This window comes from Pedobacter sp. PACM 27299 (genome assembly GCF_001412655.1).
Lineage (GTDB): Bacteria > Bacteroidota > Bacteroidia > Sphingobacteriales > Sphingobacteriaceae > Pedobacter.
The window spans coordinates 74,675-90,560 of record NZ_CP012996.1 but is presented as its reverse complement, the minus strand read 5'-3'; the positions used below and the strand labels follow the sequence as shown (position 1 = coordinate 90,560).

17 protein-coding genes are annotated in these 15,886 nt (G+C 40.2%); 8 read left to right on the top strand and 9 right to left on the bottom strand.

What is annotated here, in order from left to right; all coding sequences use genetic code 11:
* Positions 1-11: 11 nt before the first annotated feature.
* Entirely contained in the window at positions 12-689 is a 678-nt protein-coding gene (gene trmD, locus AQ505_RS00265) for a tRNA (guanosine(37)-N1)-methyltransferase TrmD (RefSeq protein ID WP_062546325.1), read from the top strand.
* Between the two features lie 20 nt (positions 690-709).
* On the opposite strand, the gene AQ505_RS00260 is transcribed toward trmD, so the two are convergent.
* Positions 710-1,066 carry a hypothetical protein gene (locus AQ505_RS00260; RefSeq protein ID WP_062546324.1) on the bottom strand — a complete coding sequence of 119 codons (357 nt, stop codon included), beginning with the start codon at positions 1,064-1,066 and terminating at the stop codon, positions 710-712.
* A gap of 124 nt (positions 1,067-1,190) precedes the next feature.
* Here AQ505_RS00260 and AQ505_RS00255 point away from each other — a divergent pair, with 124 nt between their 5' ends.
* From AQ505_RS00255 to rplS, 3 genes are all read left to right on the top strand, one after another.
* The gene (locus AQ505_RS00255) at positions 1,191-1,484 is read left to right on the top strand and encodes a hypothetical protein (protein WP_062546323.1); all 294 of its coding nucleotides are present in this window, start codon (positions 1,191-1,193) and stop codon (positions 1,482-1,484) included.
* Between the two features lie 197 nt (positions 1,485-1,681).
* Positions 1,682-1,972, top strand: coding sequence for a hypothetical protein (locus AQ505_RS00250; protein ID WP_062546322.1), 291 nt, complete (start codon positions 1,682-1,684; stop codon positions 1,970-1,972).
* A gap of 220 nt (positions 1,973-2,192) precedes the next feature.
* Positions 2,193-2,540 (top strand): 50S ribosomal protein L19, encoded by a 348-nt coding sequence (rplS, locus tag AQ505_RS00245; protein WP_062546321.1) that lies wholly within the window; start codon positions 2,193-2,195, stop codon positions 2,538-2,540.
* 1,005 nt (positions 2,541-3,545) lie between these two features.
* On the opposite strand, the gene AQ505_RS00240 is transcribed toward rplS, so the two are convergent.
* Genes AQ505_RS00240 through AQ505_RS00230 form a run of 3 tightly spaced genes read right to left on the bottom strand, consistent with a single transcriptional unit; the run spans position 3,546 to position 7,002 of the window.
* Positions 3,546-4,205, bottom strand: coding sequence for a phosphatidylserine decarboxylase family protein (locus AQ505_RS00240; protein WP_062546320.1), 660 nt, complete (start codon positions 4,203-4,205; stop codon positions 3,546-3,548).
* A 49-nt stretch (positions 4,206-4,254) separates the two neighbouring features.
* Positions 4,255-4,812: a hypoxanthine phosphoribosyltransferase gene (hpt, locus tag AQ505_RS00235; protein WP_062546319.1), complete on the bottom strand. Its 558-nt coding sequence runs from the start codon at positions 4,810-4,812 to the stop codon at positions 4,255-4,257.
* A gap of 18 nt (positions 4,813-4,830) precedes the next feature.
* Positions 4,831-7,002 carry a transglycosylase domain-containing protein gene (locus AQ505_RS00230; RefSeq protein WP_062546318.1) on the bottom strand — a complete coding sequence of 724 codons (2,172 nt, stop codon included), beginning with the start codon at positions 7,000-7,002 and terminating at the stop codon, positions 4,831-4,833.
* Positions 7,003-7,121: 119 nt separating this feature from the next.
* Here AQ505_RS00230 and AQ505_RS00225 point away from each other — a divergent pair, with 119 nt between their 5' ends.
* Genes AQ505_RS00225 through AQ505_RS00215 form a run of 3 tightly spaced genes read left to right on the top strand, consistent with a single transcriptional unit; the run spans position 7,122 to position 9,169 of the window.
* Positions 7,122-8,195 carry an Mrp/NBP35 family ATP-binding protein gene (locus tag AQ505_RS00225; protein ID WP_062550830.1) on the top strand — a complete coding sequence of 358 codons (1,074 nt, stop codon included), beginning with the start codon at positions 7,122-7,124 and terminating at the stop codon, positions 8,193-8,195.
* 36 nt (positions 8,196-8,231) lie between these two features.
* A complete protein-coding gene (locus AQ505_RS00220; protein ID WP_062546317.1) occupies positions 8,232-8,477 on the top strand; it encodes a NifU family protein in 246 nt (81 codons plus the stop codon).
* A 53-nt stretch (positions 8,478-8,530) separates the two neighbouring features.
* On the top strand, positions 8,531-9,169 hold the full coding sequence (locus AQ505_RS00215; RefSeq protein WP_062546316.1) for a hypothetical protein: 639 nt from the start codon (positions 8,531-8,533) through the stop codon (positions 9,167-9,169).
* On the opposite strand, the gene def is transcribed toward AQ505_RS00215, so the two are convergent.
* The 5 genes from def to AQ505_RS00190 form a co-directional block, all read right to left on the bottom strand.
* On the bottom strand, positions 9,166-9,726 hold the full coding sequence (gene def / locus AQ505_RS00210) for a peptide deformylase (RefSeq protein ID WP_062546315.1): 561 nt from the start codon (positions 9,724-9,726) through the stop codon (positions 9,166-9,168). The genes AQ505_RS00215 and def overlap by 4 nt on opposite strands.
* 18 nt (positions 9,727-9,744) lie before the next feature.
* Positions 9,745-10,974, bottom strand: coding sequence for a M16 family metallopeptidase (locus tag AQ505_RS00205; protein WP_062546314.1), 1,230 nt, complete (start codon positions 10,972-10,974; stop codon positions 9,745-9,747).
* Positions 10,975-11,128: 154 nt separating this feature from the next.
* On the bottom strand, positions 11,129-11,632 hold the full coding sequence (locus AQ505_RS00200; protein ID WP_062546313.1) for an HmuY family protein: 504 nt from the start codon (positions 11,630-11,632) through the stop codon (positions 11,129-11,131).
* Positions 11,633-11,687: 55 nt separating this feature from the next.
* Positions 11,688-12,860, bottom strand: coding sequence for a hypothetical protein (locus AQ505_RS00195; RefSeq protein ID WP_062546312.1), 1,173 nt, complete (start codon positions 12,858-12,860; stop codon positions 11,688-11,690).
* Complete coding sequence (locus AQ505_RS00190; RefSeq protein ID WP_062546311.1) at positions 12,857-13,840, bottom strand: DUF2157 domain-containing protein; 984 nt, start codon at positions 13,838-13,840, stop codon at positions 12,857-12,859. Before AQ505_RS00190 ends, AQ505_RS00195 begins: the two co-directional genes overlap by 4 nt.
* Before the next feature lie 153 nt (positions 13,841-13,993).
* On the opposite strand from AQ505_RS00190, the gene htpG reads away from it, so the two are divergent.
* Positions 13,994-15,883, top strand: a complete 1,890-nt coding sequence (gene htpG / locus AQ505_RS00185; protein ID WP_197286273.1) for a molecular chaperone HtpG — start codon at positions 13,994-13,996, stop codon at positions 15,881-15,883.
* Positions 15,884-15,886 lie beyond the last annotated feature (3 nt).

Genomic DNA, 15,886 nt, shown 5'->3' with positions numbered 1-15,886 from the left:
ACCTTTGCCCTATGCGTTTTGACATCATATCTGTATTACCCGCGTTATTGGACAGCCCTTTTGCACACTCTATTTTACAACGTGCGCAGACTAAGGGAATTGCCGAAATTGTAGTCCATAACCTCAGGGATTATTCCACGAATAAGCAAAAAAGCGTGGACGACTATCCTTATGGCGGCGGAAGTGGAATGGTGATGTCTATTCCGCCTTTTGCGCGCTGTATTGAAGCACTGAAAGCGGAAAGAACTTATGATGAGGTTATTTTTATGAGTCCCGATGGCGTTACTTTTAACCAGACTATCGCGAATGAGTTGTCGGGCAAGGAGAACATCATGATCTTGTGCGGCCATTATAAGGGCATAGACCAGCGTATAAGAGATTTATATGTAACCAGAGAGATTTCCATCGGCGACTATGTATTGTCTGGAGGAGAGCTGCCAGCGGCCGTTCTTGTGGATGCCATTGTTCGGTTGATCCCAGGGGTGTTAAATGATGAGACTTCCGCTTTATCAGATAGTTTTCAGGGAGAATTACTGGATGCGCCGGTATATACGCGTCCAGCCGATTTTAACGGACATAAGGTGCCGGAGATCCTGTTGAGCGGCCATGAGCAAAAAATCAACGATTGGCGTCATGAGCAGGCTTTGCTGCGTACGCAGCAGCGCAGACCAGATTTATTGACCGACTAATCCCATCTCCAGATTATCGGTTAATTCTTACTGAGCAAAGCGATAATCTGGTCTTTATCTTTGATCTGATTCCTCAAAGCTGCATTTAATTCTTTACAGCTTTTTAAAGCCTGTTTTAATTCCCCGTATTCAGGTGTAATAGTGATGCGAATCCCTTTTCCTGCCGGATCTGTGAGAGGGGCTGTAAGGTCGCTAAAAAACGTCTGGGGAGGTACTTCCAGTATTTCTGCCATCTTTTCTATATCCCTATACTTGATGGAGCCCGTAGTCAGACTTAGCTTTAATCCATCAAATGTCCGATCCATTTTATCAGCCAACCAAACGAATCTTCGATTGTTTTTCTTTAAGATTCCGTCTACTGTACTTTTTAGATTCATAAAAAAATAGGAATATTTGGTGATTTTGCTAAAAATAATAAGTATTTTAGTTCTAGTAAATTATGTGTTTAAGCTCATAATTTTGATAAAAATACACTTTAAATATTATTTTTTTTAAAAAGATATGATAGAAGCCTCTAGAAAGTATAAAATCAACGATTACCTCTACCAGCTCAATGTAAAAGAGTACAGAATGGCCATACAGAGCCTCCCTAAAATTTTGGGTATTTCTCTAAATACTTTCCATAATTATCGAAATATTTTAGGAAATGAAACTCAGGATATTCCCTATGAAAAAGTTGTGATGATGGAGCAGCTTTTTGGTATGGCGCCTGGCACTTTAAGAACAGAGCCAATTGAGATCAGCAACCTGAAGGATTTGATGCAGCCAACTTTAAATAAAGCGCATTTGCAATGATCCCGCTAAGATAGTTGCCTAGTAAAGCCTCCAATTTAAATTCCTTTGGTGATAATAAGTACGCTAAACAGAAATAAATTATGTTTAGTCCGCGCTTATTTATATAATTGCAATCTAATAATTGTTTAATTGGAAATAAACTGTACTTAATCTCAATGAAATCAATTTCTAATTGTTAATCGCAAAACCAAAAAATAATGGAAGAACCAAGGAAGTACAAAATTGAAGAAGAAATGAACAAGTTGAACCTTAAGAGTTATAAAGCGGCAAGCAGGTTAATTCCTAAATACTTGAACATCGCTTTTAATACCTTTCACAATTACAGGAAACTCCCTATAAATGGAAAGGCTGATATCCCTTATGCAACAGTAATTATGCTGGAGGGAATCTTTGGGCTGGAGCGAGGTGAACTCGCCAATTATCCTATAGCAGAGAAAAGCCTGGCACAGCTTATTGCCGAAGAGGCTCAGCCTAATGATGAAGCCTAATTTAAATCACTCACATTGCTGGTAGTCAAATCGCTAAAAAATATTTTTTAAGCAAAAAACAGCTTTGCAGGGGTTTTAATTGTGGAAATGCCAAAGAATGAAATGTGGAAATGTTAAAGAATGTGGAAAAAAACAGAAATCGCTTTCATTTATAAAAAATAATTCCTAATATTGCAGTCCGATTTTAAACAACAAAAAGTCGGCTTAATAGCTTAAAATCATGGATTTAGTAAAATTTGTTGAAGAGCAGGTAATCGCAAAAAATGAGTTTCCTGCATTCAAATCAGGAGATACAGTGAGTGTTCACTATAAAATTCGCGAAGGTAATAAAGAACGTATTCAAATTTACCAAGGTGTAGTATTACAACGTAATAGTGTAGGTGCTAATGAAACGTTTACTGTTCGTAAAATGTCTAATGGTATTGGTGTGGAACGTATATTCCCTATCAATTCGCCTAATATCGCTAAAATAGAGGTTAACAGCCACGGTAAGGTTCGCAGGGCGAAATTATTCTATCTACGTGAATTAACTGGTAAAGCAGCTCGTATCAAATCTAGAAGAGTTTAATCTCTCTAGTCAAAAAGCATAATAGCCTTCCCGATCCCAATCGGGGAGGTTTTTTTGTTCTCCTCTTGGAAGAGGTATTTTAAAGATATAGCTGGTATTTTACCCGTGATATCAGGAGGTACCTGTTAAAAAAGGATTCGAGTAAGTTACCGGGAAAATAAGGCAAGGATGCTTTAGAATGGAAGGATATAACCCTATTGCCGAAGGCTGTCTGGTAATTTATTCCTGCGTATCGTCGCGAAACCCATGAGGATTCCCATCCTGGGAGTGTATTCATGGTACACGCTATGGCCTTTCTCCGGTCAGCGTAAATGAGCAAATCTCTCAGATTGCTCAGCTAAATAATAGCGCCTATTTTTTTGTGAGTTTCCAGATGTAATTATTAAAAATTGCCCAGCTAGCAATGCAGGTCTAAGGCTTCTAACAAAGCATATCCTATAGAAATATCCAGCAGTACCCTGAGCAAGTTTAGCGCGCTGTAAAAGCCTCTTTTGCCTTTACATTAGAGTTTTACAAACCTTTCTATCTTCTAGCCCATACCCATTCGTCTAATCATAAAGAAAGCAGTTATTCTTTTTATCCTTGAATCTTTGCTGAAAGGATGAAATAAACAATCTCTTTTTGTTCATCCTGCACTATATGAAGTAAAACAGACCTTCAAAAGCTTCATAAGCGTTCAGCAATCCATTAAATACCAGCTGACAAATACAATCAATTTATTTCAGCAATGCAGCAAATAACCTTGTCGAGCAAAATCAACCTGGAAAATATGATTAACAAGCGCGTTGTTCCTGTTTTATGCAATTTAACGGAACCTTCATTAGTCAAAAAAAACGGCTATCCTCTGAAAAGGCATAGAAGGTTTTGCGTCCTTCAACGCAAAGCTTTCAGCCGCTGAAGAGTGATGGCCGTTTTTTAGACCCTCACTTAATTTCTCCAAAAGCGGCCAAAAAAAAGGCGTCCTATTACAGAACGCCGTTTAAAAAAAATCTTAAAAAAACAGGTCTAGCTCAATTCCGCTAACACCGTAATTCCACCTTTTACAACCTGATCTAACTGAAGATTAACCTTCGTGCCAACTGGTAAAAATATATCCACTCTGGAGCCAAATTTAATAAAGCCAAATTCTTCAGTTTGTTTCACCTGGTCACCTTCTTTCACATACCATACAATACGTCTGGCAAGGGCTCCAGCAATCTGTCTGAACAATACTGGAGTTCCATTAGCGTGTTCTACTACTACTGTTGTACGTTCGTTTTCTGTAGAAGACTTCGGATTCCATGCGGCCAGGTATTTTCCCGGGTGGTATTTAAAGAACTTTACTACACCAGAAATCGGGTTTCTATTGATGTGTACATTGACAGGCGACATAAATATCGATACTTGAATTCTCTTATCTTTGAAATATTCACCTTCTTCAGTCTCTTCAATAACCACAACCTTACCGTCTGCCGGACAAATTACTTTATTGTCGGCGGTAACGAATTGTCTGCTTGGGTTTCTGAAAAACTGTAATACAGTAACAAATAGAGCAAATGATAATATATATACGAACCAGGTTAACCAGGTAATATCTGCAAATTTATAATCGATGAATGCGTTCAATACAAAGATGAACAGCAATGATACGGCAATGGTAGTGTAACCTTCTTTATGTATGGTCATTGGTGATGGGGAGTATTAGTTTCTGCAAAAGTGATAAAAAAATATAACATTAAGGTAAAGGGTTGGCAACAGATTTAACCGTGTAGATGTGGTTAAGGTTTCTGCCGTAGCCATTATAATCCAGACCATAACCTACAACGAAGTTATTGGCAATCTCAAAACCAACATATTCCAGTTCGTCGATCTGTACTTTTAATGCGTCTGGTTTTAGCAGCAATGAGCATACGCTAACGGATGCCGGTGCTTGTTTATAAATTTCTTTCAGGATATGACTCAGGGTAAAACCAGTATCTACAATGTCTTCCACGATAATAATATCGCGGTTTTTCAGGTTTTCTGGTAGGCCAAAAATCTCTTTAATCTCGCCGGTACTTTGCGTGTCCTTATAGGAGGAAACGCGGATGAAAGTCATTTCACAGGGAACGGTGATCTCTTTTACCAGATCAGCCATAAATAAAAAGCTACCATTCAACACCCCAATAAAAAGGGGACTCCGGTTTTCATAGTCTACATTCATCTGTATTCCGATTAGTCGGGTACGTTTCAGAATGTTGTCGTTTTCGAGAAGGATATCAAACTCCTTATCTAGTACTTTAATCGAATTCATATCTTATTTTTTGGAGCGTTAACCGTTTCCTTTGGACTGCTCCATTTGTTTTTCCAATTCCTGTTCCTTCCGCTTTTGCTCTCTTTTTTCCTGTCTCAACTGTTTTTTAGTCTTTTGCAGACTATCAGTTTTGATGGCTGGGCGGGAGGTTGTGTCTTTTTTGCTGCCACCAAAGATACGGTCAAATAAGCTTTTAGACTCATCATGAGTTTCTATGGCTGGAAGCGGATCATCATTGTCGAATGCCGAAGTATCTACAGCGGTAGTATCCGGCAATAAATATTGTCTCAATGCAGGTCTTAGCTGTACATTGTAGAAGCCGTAAGCACTGCTGTCTCGAGGTGTTAATCCACGATTGGCCATGATATTACCAATATATTTAAAGTACGGATGCAGGTAATCTTTCAGCCCGCCGTCTGGTTTGAATTTAAAAAGGGCAATTTTCGGACGCGGAACGATATTGGCAAGGAATATCCCTTCTCCAATGTTCAGGTCGGAAGGCCTTTTTCCAAAGTAATAGCGGGTGGCCTCACCGATACCGTATACATTTTGTCCCATTTCGATGATGTTGAAATAGACTTCCAGCATCCTATTTTTACTGATCAGGCGGTTATTTTCAATCAGCCATACAATCAGAATCTCTTCTGCTTTTCTGGCCAGTGTTTTTTGTCTGCTGAGGAAGATGTTCTTCACCAGTTGCATGGAGATCGTACTGCCCCCTCTGACAAATTTTTTCTCTTTAAAGTTCACGGCAAGTGACTTTCGGAATGACTCCTGTACAAAGCCCTTATGGGTAAAGAACGAAGGATCTTCGGAAGTCAGGATTGCATTTTTGAAATTGCTGGATACTTGGGAAAGCGGAGTAAAGTTTGGGTTTGAAGGACCAATCATAATGTCGCGCATTGGTTTTCCGCGTTCGTAAGGCGTATAGATAAAGTCGCTGTTGATCTTTTGCAGGTTTGTTTTTCCCCATTTAAGGATCTTAAAATTGACAGGTGTTAAACCAGAATCGAATTTCACACTGTCCGGAATGGAACTGTCCAGGTAAAAATTCAAGGCATATTTCACCTTACCGCTTACCTGCAGACCGTCCAGTGATTCGAACAAGCCTTGTGGGAAAGCATTCAGCACTTGCTGTGCATCCTGTTCTGGTGCCTGGATTTTTACCTCGTATATTTTATTTGGTGATAATGTATATTTCAGGTAGGGGTGAACGATTGCATTTTTAAGATATACTGTTGATGAGCTGTCTAGCGCGATGTAATTCGGACCGATGCGCATATCGGCATCAATCTTGGCATCGGCAATCACAATATCATTTGAAGCTACTTTTGGATGGTTCAGCAATAGATTCTTAACCGCCCAAGACCCCTTAATCTTAAAGTCATCACCACTATAATCGGCGCTTTTCAGCTCCGTTCTTACCGTATCAAAGCTAAATTTGGTTTTAAATCTGTTTTCAAGATAAGGGAAATCTACTTTTTTATGATCCGCAAAGAGCATCATGTCCAGTTGTTTTTTCCCTGGATACACAGAACCGTTCACATGCCAGGTGGCATAATTACCGTTCACTTTAATGGTCGACAGCAGTTCTCCATCATTTATCGTGGCGGTAGTGGTTAAAAAAGTCAGCTTTGCGGTATCGTTGTCATTGATTCGGAGCATCAGGTCTTTCAGCTCCATGTGGTCAGGAATTTTATATAAAACCTGGTTTAATAAATTATGGGCAAGATCGGCAAGATCAGATTTTTTGGTGCTTACTGAGTCTTTCTTTTTACGTTTCAGCAGAAAATCTAGGTTACTTACTGAATCTTTAAATACCACATTCAGGTTTCCTTTATTCAGGATCATCTCTGACAGCTTAACATTTCCGAAGATCAGAGGGAAAAGTTTTACGCCAACTGTAAAATCATCAATAGTAGCTAGTGTATCACGTTCTTTTGGTACGACAGAGATATTGGTCAGGTGTACCGTACTCAATCCACTGAAGCCATAGCTTCCGATTTTAAGATCCAGACCGTAATCTTTGTCGGCTTTAGCAACGGCTTTCGCCATCATTTTTTGTAACAATGCCTCCCGTTTACTATAGGCAATACCGCCTAGAATAACAGAGATCACAAGAAAAACTCCAAACACCCAAGCCGCTATTTTTATATATTTTTTGGGGATGTTAATTTTGGGAAGTTGCATACGGTAAAGTAGATATAATTGCTAAACGTTAAACGCAAATGTTTATTTCGTGTTAAAATTACACTTAAAAAGCCTAAAGTCAATTAATTGTGGCCGTCTTTTGTTAATTTTGGCTAATGATGATTAGTCCAGAACAAGTTCTAGCCGCTCTGAGAAATGTTGAAGACCCTGATCTTAAAAAAGATCTGGTGACTTTGAACATGATCAAGGATTTGAAAATAGAAGATAAGAAGGTGAGTTTTACGTTGGAATTAACCACTCCTGCATGTCCGATGAAAGATATGCTGAAAAATGCGTGTTTAAATGCGGTAAAACATTTTGTAAGCCAGGAGGCTGAAGTAGCAATCAATATCACATCGAGGGTAACCAAGCCAATGGATACCACTCAGCTGAAAGCGATCCGCAATATTTTGTTGGTTTCTTCCGGAAAAGGTGGGGTTGGAAAATCTACCGTTGCGAGTAACCTTGCAGTGGCTTTGGCTGCTGATGGCGCAAAAGTAGGATTGATTGATGCCGATATTTACGGTCCTTCAGTTCCTACCATGTTTGATCTGGTAGGTGCAAAACCTAGTGCCAGAGAAACTGAAGATGGAAAAACACTGATTCTTCCTATTGAGAAATATGGCATTAAACTATTGTCATTAGGATTTTTTGCAGATCCGGATCAGCCTGTACCATGGAGAGGCCCGATGGCTTCAAATGCGATCAAGCAATTGTTCAATGATGCAGATTGGGGAGAATTGGATTACCTGATTGTTGACCTTCCTCCGGGCACAGGCGATATTCACATTACCATTACTCAAAGCTTTCCGATTGCAGGTGCGGTGATTGTAACTACTCCTCAGCAGGTAGCGCTTGCGGATACAAGAAAAGGACTGGCGATGTTCAAAATGCCAAGCATTAACATTCCGGTGTTAGGTGTCATAGAAAATATGGCTTACTTTACGCCAGAAGAATTGCCGGAAAACAAATATTATATCTTCGGTAAAGATGGTGGTAAAGAGCTGGCGAAATCATTTCAGGTGCCATTTTTAGGGGAAATACCAATCGTTCAGGGTATTACAGCTGCTGGTGACAGCGGTGCTCCGATAGCACTGGACCTGTCCAGTAAAATGTCAACTGTATTTGCAGAAATTGCAGGAAAGGTAGCGCAACAGGTAGCAATTAACAATGCGCTGACGGTTAATTGCTAAAAAATTACTATTTTTATACTTTAAAAAATTAATAAAATGGATTTAACACAACAAGTAGAGCAGGCACTAGACACAATCAGACCTTATTTAATCGCTGATGGTGGGGACGTGGCTATAGAAGAGATTACGGCGGACAATGTAGTTAAATTGAAATTATTAGGTAACTGTGGATCTTGTAAAATGAGCTTTATGACCATGAAAGCAGGTATTGAACAAGCCATCATGAAAGCTGTGCCGCAAATCACTTCTGTTGTGGCTATTAACCTTGCAGAGCCGGTATAATCGTTTTAACACTATTTAACTAGCCGTCTTAATTAATACAGCTATTTTTGTATATGAAGTATTCACTCACCTTATTATTACTTCTTTTTATGGGTACGGCCTTCGCACAGGACAGCCCAAGTAAAAAGTTGATTCAGTTTAGCGGGATTATTACCGATGTAGACAGTAATACAGTGGTGCCTTATGTGACGGTGACCAATTTAACAAATAAAGGCCAGCGGTATGCAGCGAATTATAAGGGTTATTTCTCTTTTATCGCACATCCCGGTGATACCATTCTATATACTGCCGTAGGGTACAGGGATTTGCTGCAAGCAATCCCTACGCAAATCGACGACAGTAAATATACAGCGATGGTAAAGCTAAAGTCTGAGATCGTCAATCTGCCAACTGTTCGGGTTTATCCGTGGGCCACAGTAGAGGATTTCACCAGAGATTTTATGGCCATGAAGATTGCTGATGATGATTTTGCAATCGCCATCAGGAATCTTTCTCCAGAAAGTATCAGTGGAATGATGCAGACGCTGCCGAGAGATGCGGGAGAGATTTCCGGGATCAACTTCAGGTTGAATCACGATAGGTCTGTAAACAAGAATATGGTGCAAACCAACCCGCTTTTAAACCCATTCGCATGGGGTAAGTTGATGCAATCCATATTCAAAGGGGATAAAAGCAGGAGCGAAGGGAATTAACGCCTTCTGCTCTGCTGCGGGAAACGCATTTTATAATCTACTCTTACATTTCCTTTGGAGATCGCATCCAGCTTGCTTTTCAGCATTCTCTTACGCAATAAACTTAAAGTTTCTGTAAACAGCTTGCCTTCAATGTGGTCATACTCATGTTGAATCACGCGGGCAAGGATGCCATTGAGTTCTTTTTCCTGTAAATCCCAGTTCTCATCGTAGTATCTGATGCGGATGTTAGGCTTGCGCATCACGTCTTCTCTGATGTCAGGAATACTCAAACAGCCTTCGTTGAAAGCCCAGGGTTCACCTGTTTCTTCCAGGATTTCTGCATTGATGAAAGCACTTTTGAAGCCTTGCTTCTCCTCTTCATCAACTCCCGTATCTACAATAAATAACCTGATCGGTAAGCCAATCTGAGGGGCAGCTAAACCAATTCCATGAGCATTATACATGGTGTCAAACATGTTGCTGATCAATTGTTTTAAATCCGGGTAAGTCTCGTCTATAGGAGCGCAAACTTTCTTAAGTACCGGATCGCCGTATGCTACAATGGGTAATTTCATAATGCAAAAATACAAATATTACGCTAAAGGGTAAAAGGTTAAGGCGCTAAGATTACTTTCATCTAAGATTTCATGGGTAATATTGGCCATATCAGTGGTGGTAACTGACTGAATTCTACTAAATACCGCCTGTAAATCTTCGATGTGATTGTAGTCGATCAGGCTTTTAGCCATAGATATAATCAGGCCGATTCTATTTTCTTCGCCTAAAGCAATTTGTCCGATGAACTTATTTTTTGCCTTTTGAAGCTGCACTTCAGTGAGCGGGTTGTCCTTTAATTTCTTAAACTCTTTGAAAATCAGGGATAATGCCCGCTCCACTTTTTCTTTGTCCGTCCCGAAATATAAGGTAAAGATGCCGGTGTCACTGAGCGGACTATAGCCCGTTTCAATGGTGTAGGCGATGCCATATTTCTCGCGGATCTGTAAGTTTAAAATAGAGCTCATGCCCGTACCGCCAACAATATTGTTCAGTAACAATAAGCCGGTTTTATAAGGATGGTGCAAAGAATAGGCCTGAGAGCCAAGCATAACATGAGCCTGACTGATCGGTTTCTCCAGGATTACCTTCGCTAAAGGCGCTTTTTCTGGAGCTGTTCTGGTGTCTTTATGTCGGTTCTCTGGAATCTCTGAATAATATTTAGCACCGGTTTTGATCAGTTTACTCAGGCTGTAGTTTCCTAAAACTGCAACAATGATCTTGTCGGTGTGGTAGTTTTCTTTAATGAATTGATGGATGTCTGCCTGATTGATATTATTCACTGTTTCCGGGCTGCCCAGGATGTTTCTTCCTAGTGGATGACCCGCAAAAACCAGGTCTTCGAAATCATCGTAAATCGCTTCTTCCGGTTGATCCAGGTATGAGGTAATCTCATCTAGAATGACACTTTTCTCTTTGTCCATTTCATCTTCCGGGAAGGTCGAATGAAACACAATATCATGGAAAAGCTCTAAAGTTCTGTCCAGATAAGGGTTCAGAAAAGAGGCATGAATACAGGTATATTCTTTCGTGGTATAGGCATTAAGATCTGCACCTACACTTTCTAAGCGGTTTAAGATCTGGTTTGTATTTCTTTTCTCTGTACGCTTAAAGATTAAGTGCTCAATAAAATGAGCGAGACCAGATTTTTCTTCCTGCTCATCTCTAGACCCACTATTTACAATAATGCAGGCATGAGAAATCGCTGAAGGAGAAGGGACATGAAGTAATCGGATGCCATTTGGCAGGGTGTGAACATTGTATTCCATCTGGCGCAAAGATACGGAAGAAATCACCTTCAGCGGGATAATATTTATGTAGCATTCCGGTCATTTCTGTATCTGAATAAGCGACTTAGCTTAAACTAAGACGCTTATTATGGAGCTGTATGTTTCCTGGATTGGGATTCAATTGCTGGATTAACTATTTTAATGCGGTGTATCTGAAGGTATAGAAACCTGTTTCGTTGTAGTCCTGCTCGTCAAAATAATAACTCAATACTTCCAGTTTATAGTGTTTTCCCGCAGCATTGCGGATCAATATGATTTTACCTTCAATTGGGGTTAAAGCATGACTGGCCATGTCATAGTTGTACCAGCCTTTTCCTGATCCGGTTGGAATCACACTTGTACTTTGGGTATCTTCTTTATAACCGGATTCTGGTACTTTTACTACTTTATCAAAGCTGGTATTACTTAATATCTGGCCTGCAACTTTATGTTTGCTGTTAAGTTTGATGGTTGTATTATTGAAGGCAAGGTCCCAGTTTTCGCTTTCTTTGACTGGTTTTCCTTCCGTCAGACTATAAAAAGTAGTCTTAGATTTAGCATCCAGATTTTTCTCTGTTTTGGCAGTTTGGGCAAATATGGCTTGTCCGGTAAAAATAATAAGTGATAGAATGGATAAAGTCTTGATGATGAATTTCATGGCTGTTCTTTTTTTACAAAGAAACAAACTATTTATAATTATTCTAAATAATTCTCTAAAAATTTCCCGATGCTCCTCCTCCGCCAAAATTGCCGCCACCCATCCTGGTTCCTTCCGGGGCTGTAGCTCCATCTCCAAAAGTACCGCTCACGATCAGCGATTCTACTTTGAGTTGGTCTAATAACTGATCTCCCTCCAATTCTTCTGCTGTAAAGCCATGTTTCGGAGTTTTTAGGTATCGCATGATGCCGTAAGAAATGCCCAACAACAAAACTCCAACGATAACCAGGACCATTTCGATCGGTAAGACATGATAATAATTTCTAAAGGTAAAAGCAGCGATTGCCACCAGGATTAAGCCGGATCGCAATAGGATCACCTCTTTATTTTTTAAACCCATTCCGATATATATTAAAGGAATCCCAAAGGTCCAGAGCCAGAAAAACCAACCGAAAGGAATGCCTTGATCTGAAGAAAGGGTCACGTCATTCATCATGCTCCCCAGTTCTCTGACTATAAAATAATTTCCGGCGGCATAGGTGATTAACAAACTTGCCAATTGAATCATACGGAGGCAGTCTTTATAGATCCAATGCTTTTTATAAAGATTTCGGGTCAGAAAATAGACGGCCGATGATAGGATCATGATCAGGAAGGGCATGGTGGCAAAGGGTAGAAATCCATACTCGTACCAGGCAAAGAAAACAAAAGTAATGCCTGCGCAGAAAGAGAGTAAAGCCATGAGCATATCGGCAAAACGGAGGGTAAAATAAATGGCCAGGATGCTGATCATTCCTGAGAGCAGTAATCCACTGGCGACATTGTTCAGGTTGTACTTCATGTCTAGGTAAACATAAGGAGCCATGATCAGCAGGCCTCCCGCGGTCCATAGCAGCGCATCGTCCACGCCTGATCTATAATGATGATACACCCTTACCGCAATTTCCAGGGCGGTATAACTGATCAGTCCAAGGAAAATATAATAAGTGGGAGATTCTAATAATTGGGTATTGCTCAGGATCAGGCTCACAAAACCAAAAGCAAAGGAAGTCAGAATGTTCGTGACCACAAATAACCCGATCCGCATAAACAGGTTGGAGCTATGAAAGCCTACCGGATGTTTTTCCAGAATGGATAGTAATTCCCCTGGCTGCAGGTCCTGCTGTACTTTTTTCATTTGATCCTGAATGATCAGGTTTTTTAACCAGGTCGTATTGTAAATGATCATGAGGCTTTCATTTGTTTGTTTAAACGGACAATGCGCAGAATTAATGCAGTGGCAGAAATGATGAAGTAGCAGCAGAGCAAGTAAAGTCCACCCATATTGTTCATCCCATCCAGCATACGGAAAACGAGGATGCTGATCGCGAGGTAGCTATAAAGTATCATCAGGAGCACAAAATAGAAGGACTGATGGCGCATGGCATCCAGGTATAGATAGAAGGCAAGGGCAAATAAAACCAATAACCATAAAATAGACAGCTTCGATTCATAAGCATTGAAGTATCCGAAGAGCAAAGCGATGAAGCTAATGTGGATGCCAAAATGAAGATAGCTGAACCGGAAATGCTTTTTGAAATGGTAGCGATCGGTAAGAAAACCTGCAAGAAGCAGCATTAAACCTAAGCCGAGGTAGGTGTAAATGATCGTTTGGTTGTCGAAATTGCCATTGGAAAGTAAGCGACTTGGGGTGACTGATACGCCCATCCAAACAGCAAGGTTGGCGATCGCCATGCTGAGAATTCCCAAATGATCAAATTCATAGGCTATATAAAATAAAACCACCATCGGAATAAAGGTGGCCATACCGTAATTGGTTCCGAAAACCCCATATTGAAATTGCAGGTAACCGGTAAAAGTCAGGAAACTCAGACAAGCCAGGAGCAGCAGGTAGTCGAACATCGCATTCGGAGCCTTGACCAATTCTTTGCTGAAGGGCTTTTTATGTTTGAAGCAATAATAAAAGCAGCCGCCGCAAATGGCTGCGATGAGGGCCAATATTGCCTGATGGCCGATCGTATCTATATTTTTATAAATCAGGACCCCTAATCCGGTGCTGAGCATCATTACACCCAGGTATAACAGCGTCTTTAATTCCCAGTGTAAGGAAAATAGGGTGCTTCGCTGTTTTTCACATAGCTTTTCATAAGACTCGGGCGATAGGGCATCCTCCTCTTTTAAGGTTTTATAAAGGTCGGCATTGGTCATGAGGCGAAATATATTTTATAGGATATTCAAGTATACATAAATTTAAGAGAATGCTCTGGCAATTTTCGGTCAGTATTACTGTCAATTTGACAAGATTTTCGAATTGGAATAGCCATTGATAGGTTGGCTATGTACTTAAAAATGAGTTAATATATGAGCATAGAAGAAAAAGGAACCATTTCCATTCACACGGAGAATATTTTCCCGATCATCAAAAAATTCCTGTATTCAGACAATGAGATATTCCTGCGTGAGCTGGTATCCAATGCAGTAGATGCGGTACAAAAGATTAAACGTCTTGCTGCATTAGGACAATACAACGGAGAGCTGGGTAACCCATTGGTAGAAGTAGCGGTTGATGCAGATAAAAAAACCATTACCATTACAGATAATGGTTTAGGTATGACTGCTGAGGAGATCAAGAAATACATCAATCAGGTGGCTTTCTCTGGCGCAAGTGAGTTTGTAGAGAAGTTTAAAGACGCGAAAGACGCGAATGAAATCATAGGTAAATTCGGTTTGGGCTTTTATTCGGCCTTTATGGTATCGGATTTAGTAGAAATTCAAACCCTTTCTTACCAGGATGGCGCAGAGCCTGCACGTTGGGTATGTGATGGCAGTACTTCTTTCGAGATTTCTGCCGGTAACAGAACCACTCGTGGAACAGAGATTACCCTGCACATCAATGCAGAATCAGAAGAGTTTTTGAGCAAAAATAAACTGGAAGAGATTCTGGATAAATATGGTAAGTTCTTACCGGTACCGATTAAATTTGGTACAAGAACAGAGCATGTTGCTGATGGAGAAGATGAAGAAGGAAAACCAAAAACAGTAGCTGTTGAGGTAGATAACATCATCAATACCACGAATCCAATCTGGACCAAAGCACCTGCAGATTTGTCAGATGAGGAATACCTTGCATTTTACAAGCAATTGTATCCGTATGCAGAAGATCCTCTGTTCTGGATTCACCTGAATGTAGATTATCCTTTCAACTTAACAGGCGTATTGTACTTCCCGAAAGTGAAGAATGATTTTGACATGCAGCGGAACAAGATCAAGTTGTTTTCACGTCAGGTATTCATCACCGATGAGGTAAAAGACATCGTTCCTGAATTCTTAATGTTGTTACATGGGGTAATTGATTCACCGGATATTCCTTTGAATGTTTCCAGAAGTTTCCTTCAGGCAGACAGCAATGTGAAAAAGATCAATAGCTACATCACGAAAAAGGTAGCAGATAAACTTCAGGAACTTTTCAATAAAGACCGTAAGGGTTATGAAGAGAAATGGGGTGACATCGGATTGTTCGTGAAATATGGTTTGGTAAGCGAAGAGAAATTCTACGATAAAGCGAAGGATTTTGCCTTGCTAACCAATACTAAAAACGAAAATTATACTTTAGGAGAATACCATGATAAGGTAAAAGATTTCCAGACCGACAAAAATGGTCAGGTAGTATATATCTACGCAACGGATCCTGCTAAACAGGATACCTTTATCCAGTCGGCCAATAAAAAAGATTATGATGTATTGCTGATGAACTCGGCAATCGACAATCACTTTATCAGCTTCCTGGAAAATAAACTGGAGAAAACGTTATTGAAACGTGTAGACTCTAGTGTTGCCGATAAACTGATCGAAAAAGACGAGGCGATCGAGTCTGTATTGACAGAAGATCAATCGAAAAAGATTACGGAGATCTTTACCAAAGCGATTACTAAACCAGGAATGCAGGTAGAAGTAGTTGGCCTGAACCCGGAAGAGTTGCCAGTAACGGTAACGATGGATGAGTTTATGCGCCGAATGAAAGAAATGGCACAAATGGGTGGCGGAATGGGCTTATATGGCAGCATGCCAGATACTTATAAAGTAGCCATCAATGGAAACCATAAATTGATTGGTAAGATTCTTTTGACCGACAATGAAGAGGAACAGGGATTATTGGCTAAACAAGCTGTAGATCTTGCTCTATTGGCGCAGGGAATGTTAACAGGTGCAGAATTGACTGCTTTTGTAAGCAGAAGCGTAAACCTGATTTAATAT

What these genes read in the sequence shown, in the direction of transcription:
- trmD (WP_062546325.1), top strand. Translation starts at nt 12, where the DNA reads ATGCGTTTTGACATCATATCTGTATTACCCGCGTTATTGGACAGCCCT.
- AQ505_RS00260 (WP_062546324.1), bottom strand. Translation starts at nt 1,066, where the DNA reads ATGAATCTAAAAAGTACAGTAGACGGAATCTTAAAGAAAAACAATCGA.
- AQ505_RS00255 (WP_062546323.1), top strand. Translation starts at nt 1,191, where the DNA reads ATGATAGAAGCCTCTAGAAAGTATAAAATCAACGATTACCTCTACCAG.
- AQ505_RS00250 (WP_062546322.1), top strand. Translation starts at nt 1,682, where the DNA reads ATGGAAGAACCAAGGAAGTACAAAATTGAAGAAGAAATGAACAAGTTG.
- rplS (WP_062546321.1), top strand. Translation starts at nt 2,193, where the DNA reads ATGGATTTAGTAAAATTTGTTGAAGAGCAGGTAATCGCAAAAAATGAG.
- AQ505_RS00240 (WP_062546320.1), bottom strand. Translation starts at nt 4,205, where the DNA reads ATGACCATACATAAAGAAGGTTACACTACCATTGCCGTATCATTGCTG.
- hpt (WP_062546319.1), bottom strand. Translation starts at nt 4,812, where the DNA reads ATGAATTCGATTAAAGTACTAGATAAGGAGTTTGATATCCTTCTCGAA.
- AQ505_RS00230 (WP_062546318.1), bottom strand. Translation starts at nt 7,002, where the DNA reads ATGCAACTTCCCAAAATTAACATCCCCAAAAAATATATAAAAATAGCG.
- AQ505_RS00225 (WP_062550830.1), top strand. Translation starts at nt 7,122, where the DNA reads ATGATTAGTCCAGAACAAGTTCTAGCCGCTCTGAGAAATGTTGAAGAC.
- AQ505_RS00220 (WP_062546317.1), top strand. Translation starts at nt 8,232, where the DNA reads ATGGATTTAACACAACAAGTAGAGCAGGCACTAGACACAATCAGACCT.
- AQ505_RS00215 (WP_062546316.1), top strand. Translation starts at nt 8,531, where the DNA reads ATGAAGTATTCACTCACCTTATTATTACTTCTTTTTATGGGTACGGCC.
- def (WP_062546315.1), bottom strand. Translation starts at nt 9,726, where the DNA reads ATGAAATTACCCATTGTAGCATACGGCGATCCGGTACTTAAGAAAGTT.
- AQ505_RS00205 (WP_062546314.1), bottom strand. Translation starts at nt 10,974, where the DNA reads ATGGAATACAATGTTCACACCCTGCCAAATGGCATCCGATTACTTCAT.
- AQ505_RS00200 (WP_062546313.1), bottom strand. Translation starts at nt 11,632, where the DNA reads ATGAAATTCATCATCAAGACTTTATCCATTCTATCACTTATTATTTTT.
- AQ505_RS00195 (WP_062546312.1), bottom strand. Translation starts at nt 12,860, where the DNA reads ATGATCATTTACAATACGACCTGGTTAAAAAACCTGATCATTCAGGAT.
- AQ505_RS00190 (WP_062546311.1), bottom strand. Translation starts at nt 13,840, where the DNA reads ATGACCAATGCCGACCTTTATAAAACCTTAAAAGAGGAGGATGCCCTA.
- htpG (WP_197286273.1), top strand. Translation starts at nt 13,994, where the DNA reads ATGAGCATAGAAGAAAAAGGAACCATTTCCATTCACACGGAGAATATT.